Below are 6321 nucleotides of genomic sequence, written 5' to 3'. Positions count from 1 at the left end.
TCGAGACCCTGGAGCGCCTGCGCCTGAGCGAGGCGCGCCTGCAAGAGGCGCAGGCCATTGCCCATGTCGGCAGTTGGGAAATCGACTTGCGCAGCGGCCAGGCGCAATGGTCCGACGAGACCTTTCGCCTGTTCGGCTTCGCGCCCGGCGCCATCGAGGCCACGCATGAGACCTTCTTGGGCGTGGTCGCGAGCCCCGACCGCGCGCGCGTGCGCGAGACCATCGCCGGGCTCAACGCGGCCTCGCCGAGTATCCTGCAGCTCGAGCATGGCATCCTCGGCCCGGACGGCGTTGCGCGCACCCTGCTGCAACAAGGGCGCCTGCACCTTGACGCCGAGGGCACGCCCGAGCGCCTGGTTGGCACCTGCCTGGATGTCACCGAGCTGCGTCGCACCGAGGCCTCGCTGCGCCAGCAGGAGGAACGCTACCGGCTGATGGTCGAGAACGTCGAGGATCTGATCGTGCGCGTCGACGTGCAGGGCTGCTTCGAGTTCGTCAGCCCGTCCTATTGCCGAACCTTCGGGCACACCGAAGACGAGCTGTTGGGCAACACCTTCATGCCCTCGGTGCATCCGCACGATCGGGCGTCCGTCGCGGCGGCGATGCAGTCACTGTATGCGCCGCCTTATCGCTGCAGCCTGGAGCAACGCGAGCGCACGGTGCGCGGCTGGCGCTGGCTGCAATGGTCGAACACGGCGATCCGCAACAGCAGCGGCGAGGTCATCGGCATCATCGGCGTTGGCCGCGATATCACCGAGCGTAAGCAGGCCGAGATCGCGCTCGCCGAGCGCGAGGCTATGGTCAGCGAGCTGCTCACGCTCGCCACCGGCTTCGTCAGCGTCTCGGATGAGAGCAACCAGAGCGCCTGCGAGCAGGCCCTGGCCCGTGTCGGTGGCTTCATCCAGGCCGATCGCTGTTATCTGTTTCACCTGAGCACGGACGGTCATGAGGTGGAGGCGGTCAACGAGTGGAGCGCGGCTGGGATCGAGTCGATTCAAGCGCAGTATCTCGGTCTGCCGACCGCCAAGATCCCGATGATGATGGCGCAGCTCGCCGTCGGCGAGCCGGTGATGATCTCCGATGTCGCCGAGTTCGGCGACAGCGGTTGGGCCATGGAACGGCGCCTCGCCGAGACGCAACAGGTGCAATCGCTGCTGCTGGCGCCGCTGCAGCTCGAGGGGCGCCTGTTCGGCTTCGTCGGCGCCGAGATGGTGCGGGCGCCGCGCCATTGGAGCACCGTCGAGATCCAATTCCTGCAACTGTTTGCCAACATCCTGGTCGCCGGCGAGCAGCGCGCGCATTCGCTGGCAGCGCTCAGACAGAGCAATGCCCGCTATGACGCGCTCGCGCGACAGAATCGGACCATAGCCTGGGAGCTGGATGCGGACGGCCGTTTCACCTACCTCAGCGATATCTGCGAACTCGTGCTCGGGCATCCGGCCCATGAGCTGTTGGGGCTGCATTACAGTGTCTGTATCGCCGAGCCCGAAGCCGGAGATCTCGGCGCGAAGGCGGCGGACATCATCGCGCGGAAGCAGCCGTTCCAGGACTTCATCGCCCCTTGCCGGCATCGCACTGGCGGGCTCTTGTGGCTGGCCACCGACGGCGGCCCGGTCCTCGCCGAGGACGGCCGGCTGCTCGGTTACTGCGGCACGACCAAGGATGTCACCGAACGTGAACTGGCGCTGCAGCGCCTCGCGCACAGCGAGGCCCAACTGAGCGCGATCTTCGAGCATTCGCCCCTGGGGATCGCGCTCGTTGGCCGGGATCGGCGCCCGGTGTTGGTCAATCAGGCGTTGGTGCTGCTCCTCGGGACCAAGGCCGAGGTGTTGACCCACATGCGCTTGGATGAACTCACGCACCCCAATGATCTGCGCGAGGCCCTGGAGGCCTTTAGCGAGCTGTTTGCCGGCCGGCAACCCATGCATCGGTTCACCTGCCGCTACTTGCGCGCCGATGGCAAGATGGTTTGGGTGGATCTGCGCATCTCGTTGCTGTCGACCTGCTCCGATGCCGAGCCCTTGGCCCTGGCGATGGTCGAGAATGTGACCGAACTCCATGACGCGCGTGAACGCCAGCGCCTCGCCGAGCAGGAGCTGGCGGATTACGCGGCGCAGTTGGAGCACATGATCGATGTGCTCAATCTGTCGCAGCCCTACGCCGAGCAGATCGAGTCCCTGCTGCGGCTCGCGCGGCGCACGCTGAGACTGGAGGCCGCCGCTGTCTGGCGGATGCATGATGCGCGCGTCGAGGAGCTGCTGTCGGCGGTTCCGGGCGACGACGAGCGCGCGCTCCAGAGCCTGCCATCGACGCTGGTTGCCAGGGCCTGCGCCGAGCAGGGCAGCCCGATCCTGGTGGCGGCGCCCGAGGAGGCAGTGATGATCGGGTTGGTGTTGGATTCCCTGACCCCGGATGGTCATCCAGAACGGTTCTTGCTGACCCTCGGTGGCGCGAGCACGCTCCGTCAGCTCGACCTCGGGCAGAGCCAACTGTTGCGCCTGATCGCGCAGCGTATCGCCGCCGTGCGCTACCGCCAGCATCTGCAGGAGAATCTGGTGCAGGCGCGTGAGCGCGAGACCATCGGCCATCTTGCCAGTGGCGTCTCGCACGATTTCAATAATCTGCTCGGCGTGATCGATGCCAATCTGTTCTTCATCGCCAGCACGCTGCATGCACAGAATGCCGCCGATCCCGAGGTCGATCAGGTCATCGCCGAGACCCTGAGCGCCCTGGGCCAGGCCAAGGTGCTCACCTCGGGCATGCTCACCATGAGCGGTTCGGGGAAGATCCCGCTCGAGCTGATCGATATTGCTGATGCCATCGGCGAGCTGTCGCAGATCATCGAGCAGGTCTTGCCCGCGCGTATCCGGCTCGAGCTGAAGATCGCGGCGGGCGTGCGAGCCTTCAGCAACCGCGCCTTCCTGCAATCGGCCCTGCTCAACCTGTCGCTCAACGCGCGCGATGCGATTGAGGGCGACGGCACGCTGACCATTGCCGCTCGGCCCGTACGCTGGGAGGCGGCAAGCCCGCTCATCGTCGGCGACTTGCCAGCCATGGACTGCGTTGAGATTCGCGTCAGCGACACCGGCAGTGGGATGCCGCCGGAGCTGGTCGACAAGATCTTCATGCCCTTGTTCACCACCAAGGCCAAGAGCCGTGGTCATGGCTTCGGGCTGTTCATGGTCAGCGAATTCGTATCCCGGACCCAGGCTGGTTTGAACGTCGAGTCGGTGCCGGGCGCTGGCAGTTGTTTCCGGCTGCTGCTACCGGCGAGCGAGAGGCCGCTGGCGGCCGAGCAGGCCGCCGCCGAGGCGCGCGATGAGAGGCCGAGTGGGGAACTGGCAGCGCCGTCGGCGGAGGGGCTGGCGGAATCGCCCGCGCGCTCGCCGGCGCGGCCCAGCAAGGAGAAGGGCGCGCTGGCGATGGCCGAGACCGCACCCTCGGCGCGCACGGCTGGTGAATCGCCGCGCGTGCTCTTGGTCGAGGATGACCGTCGCGTGCGCGATGCCTTGTCGCGCGTCTTGAAGGCCGATGGCATCACGGTCGAGACGGTGGATCATGGCGAGGCGGCCCTCGATCGGCTCGCGCGCCAGGCGGCGCCCATCGACCTGGTGCTGTCCGATATCGCTATGCCGGTGATGGACGGCCTCGATCTCCATGCGCGCCTAGTCAAGCAGTATCCGGATCTACCGGTGATCCTGATGACCGGCCAACAGGCACATTGGGATCCACCGCTGAATCATTGGGGCGAGCCGACGCTCATCCTGCACAAGCCGGTCGAGTTCAACGCCCTGAAGGCGGCTATCCGCCAGCAGGTTTGAGCGCGCTCGAGGCGATGTCTTATGGCTGCTTCTTGGTGTAGTACAGGGTGCGCAGATAGCGCTGCGGTTCCCATTCCGGGCACAGCGTGGTGATGGACTCGGTGCTGCCGATGATCAGCGCGCCTTGGCGCGCAAGGACGCGGCCGAGGTTCTTGAACAGGCGGATCTTGTCCGGTTCGCTGAAGTAGATCGCGACATTGCGACAAAAGATGATGTCGAAGAGGCCGGGGGTCGAAATCGGCTCGAGCAGATTGGCTTGGCGAAAGGTCGCGGTAGCGCGCAGCTCGTCGCGGACCTTCCATTTGCTGCCGACCGGCTCGAAATAGCGCGTGAGTTGTTGCGGCGAGATGCCGCGCGCCAGTTCGAGCTGGCTGAAGTGGGCATAACTGGCCTGGGCGACGGCCTCTTGGGAGACATCCAGCCCCAGGATGCGGATGTCATAGCCGTCGAAGTCTTCGAGCAGTTCCTTGAGCACGATGGCCGTGGTGTAGATCTCTTGGCCGGTGGAACAGGCGGCGCTGAGGATGCGGATCGGGATGGGCTTGGCGCGCTCTTGTTGGCGGCGATCGATCAGCTCCGGCAGCAGTTTGTGCCGCAAGAGCTGAAACGGCGCCTGATCGCGGAAGAACGAGGTCTCATTGGTGGTGATGGCGCTGATGACCTTGGCATGCAGCTGTCGGGTCGGGTCGATCTTGACCTTGCGCAGCAGCTCTGTCCAGGTACTCGCGCCGGTCTCGCGCATGAGCGCGCCCAAGCGGGACTCGATCAGATAGCCCTTGTTGCTGTCCAGGCGCACGCCACAGCTCTTGGCGATGTACTCGCTCCAGGCTGGCAGCTCGTCACCTTTCAGCGGCGGAATACTCACCGATGGCGTCCCTTGATGGTCGCCACCACGCGCTCGGCGATGGCGCCGAGCGGCAGCACGCTATCGACGACGCCCGCCTCGACGGCGATCTTCGGCATGCCATAGACGACACAGGTGGCCTCGTCCTGGGCGATGACGAAGCAGCCGTGGCGTTTCAGCAGGCGTAATCCCAGGGTGCCATCGCTGCCCATGCCGGTCATGATCACCGCCATCGCGCGGCCGGGAAACTGGTTCGCGGCCGAGCGAAAGAGATAGTCGACGGACGGGCGGCAGTGGTTCTCCGGCGCCGCGTCGGTGATCTGGATGATGATCTGCCCATTGGCGCCATTGGCCACGCGCATGTGGTGCCCGCCGGGGGCGATGTAGACGGTGCCGGCCTCGGCGACGGTGTCGTGCTCTGCCTCGCAGACCTTGAGCGCACTCTTCACGGCCAGATGCTCGGCGAGCGATTTGGTGAACAGCGGCGGCATGTGTTGGACGATGAGCACCGGCACCCCGAGCGTCGCCGGCAAGGCCGGGATCAAGCAATCCAGGGCATTGGGGCCGCCGGTGGAGATGCCGATCAGCAGCATCTCGGGCGGGGCGAGCCGCGCCGGGCGGCCGGGCGTCTGCTGTGGAGCCTGATTCGCAGCCAGGTTGGACGTGGGGCCTGGGCTTGATCCCGGCGCCGCGCCTGGAGTTGTACCCTGGGTTGTGCCGGCCCCCGCACTGGGGGCGCTTGCGGGCGTGCGCTGTTGCGCGCGCAGGATGTTGCGCACGTTGAACCGCACCGAGAGCGACTTCAGGCGTGGCGCCAGTTCCGCCCGCAGTGCCTCGAGGCTTTGCTCGGGGCTGGCGGTGGCGGGCTTGGTGATGAAGTCGAAGGCCCCATGCTGCATGGCCTTGATGGCCAGATGCCCGCCTTTTTTGGTCAGGGCACTGACGACAATGACGACCGGCGGATTGGGGAGCTTCTTCAGCGCGTCCAAGACCGCGATGCCGTCCATTTCCGGCATTTCCATGTCCAGTGTCAGCAGGTCGGGCTGCAGCTCTTGCACCTTGAGCAGGGCCAGGCGCCCGTTCGGCGCCTGGTCGATCGTCTCGATGCCTGGAAGGGGCTTCAGTGCCTCGGTGATGATACGGCGGAACAGACTGGAATCATCCGCAACCAGAACTTTCATTTATTTATACATCCGGCCAAGTGAACAGCACATCGGGCTCGAGTAGGGCGGTCAGGTTATCGTCTTGTCGCCAGACGCCGAGCAGGCGCGAGCGCAAGGCCGGATCGAGACTGCTCGGCACGGGTTCGATCTGATCGCGCTGGAGGGTGATCGCCTCGATGAGGCTGTCGACCAGGAAGCCGTAGTGCTCGTGCTGATGCTCCATGATCAGGAGACGGGTTTCCGGCCCCATCTCGACGCGACCGATGGTCAGATGCGCGGCCATATCGATGACGGTGACGATGCGACCGCGCAGATTACGAATCCCGACCACCTCGTCGGGCGCGCCATAGACCTGGGTCAGCTCTCCGACCTTGATCACCTCTTGCACGAGCTGGGCGCTGATCCCGAACACCCCTCGGCAGAGGTTAAAACAGGCGACCAATTCCTTCTCGTTCGACGGCTTCGAGTCTTGCATCGAGTCTTGCATGGAGAA

The 6321-nt window shown here is 65.4% G+C and carries 4 protein-coding genes; 1 reads left to right on the top strand and 3 read right to left on the bottom strand.

Annotated features, from left to right (window positions below):
- Positions 1 to 3821, top strand: a 3821-nt coding sequence (locus AC54T3_RS15485) for a PAS domain S-box protein (protein WP_496626174.1), incomplete at its 5' end; no start/stop codon positions are given.
- A 19-nt stretch (positions 3822 to 3840) separates the two neighbouring features.
- Here the strand turns inward: AC54T3_RS15485 and AC54T3_RS15480 are convergent.
- The 3 genes from AC54T3_RS15480 to AC54T3_RS15470 are packed head-to-tail and all read right to left on the bottom strand — an operon-like array spanning position 3841 to position 6303.
- Positions 3841 to 4686, bottom strand: coding sequence for a CheR family methyltransferase (locus AC54T3_RS15480; RefSeq protein WP_496626172.1), 846 nt, complete (start codon positions 4684 to 4686; stop codon positions 3841 to 3843).
- Positions 4683 to 5846 (bottom strand): protein-glutamate methylesterase/protein-glutamine glutaminase, encoded by a 1164-nt coding sequence (locus AC54T3_RS15475; protein ID WP_496626171.1) that lies wholly within the window; start codon positions 5844 to 5846, stop codon positions 4683 to 4685. Before AC54T3_RS15475 ends, AC54T3_RS15480 begins: the two co-directional genes overlap by 4 nt.
- A 4-nt stretch (positions 5847 to 5850) precedes the next feature.
- On the bottom strand, positions 5851 to 6303 hold the full coding sequence (locus AC54T3_RS15470) for a chemotaxis protein CheW (RefSeq protein WP_496626169.1): 453 nt from the start codon (positions 6301 to 6303) through the stop codon (positions 5851 to 5853).
- Positions 6304 to 6321 lie beyond the last annotated feature (18 nt).

Source organism: Halochromatium sp. NSM3, from assembly GCF_059621085.1.
Note: the sequence above shows the minus strand (reverse complement) of the source record. Positions and strands in the feature narration are given on the sequence as shown.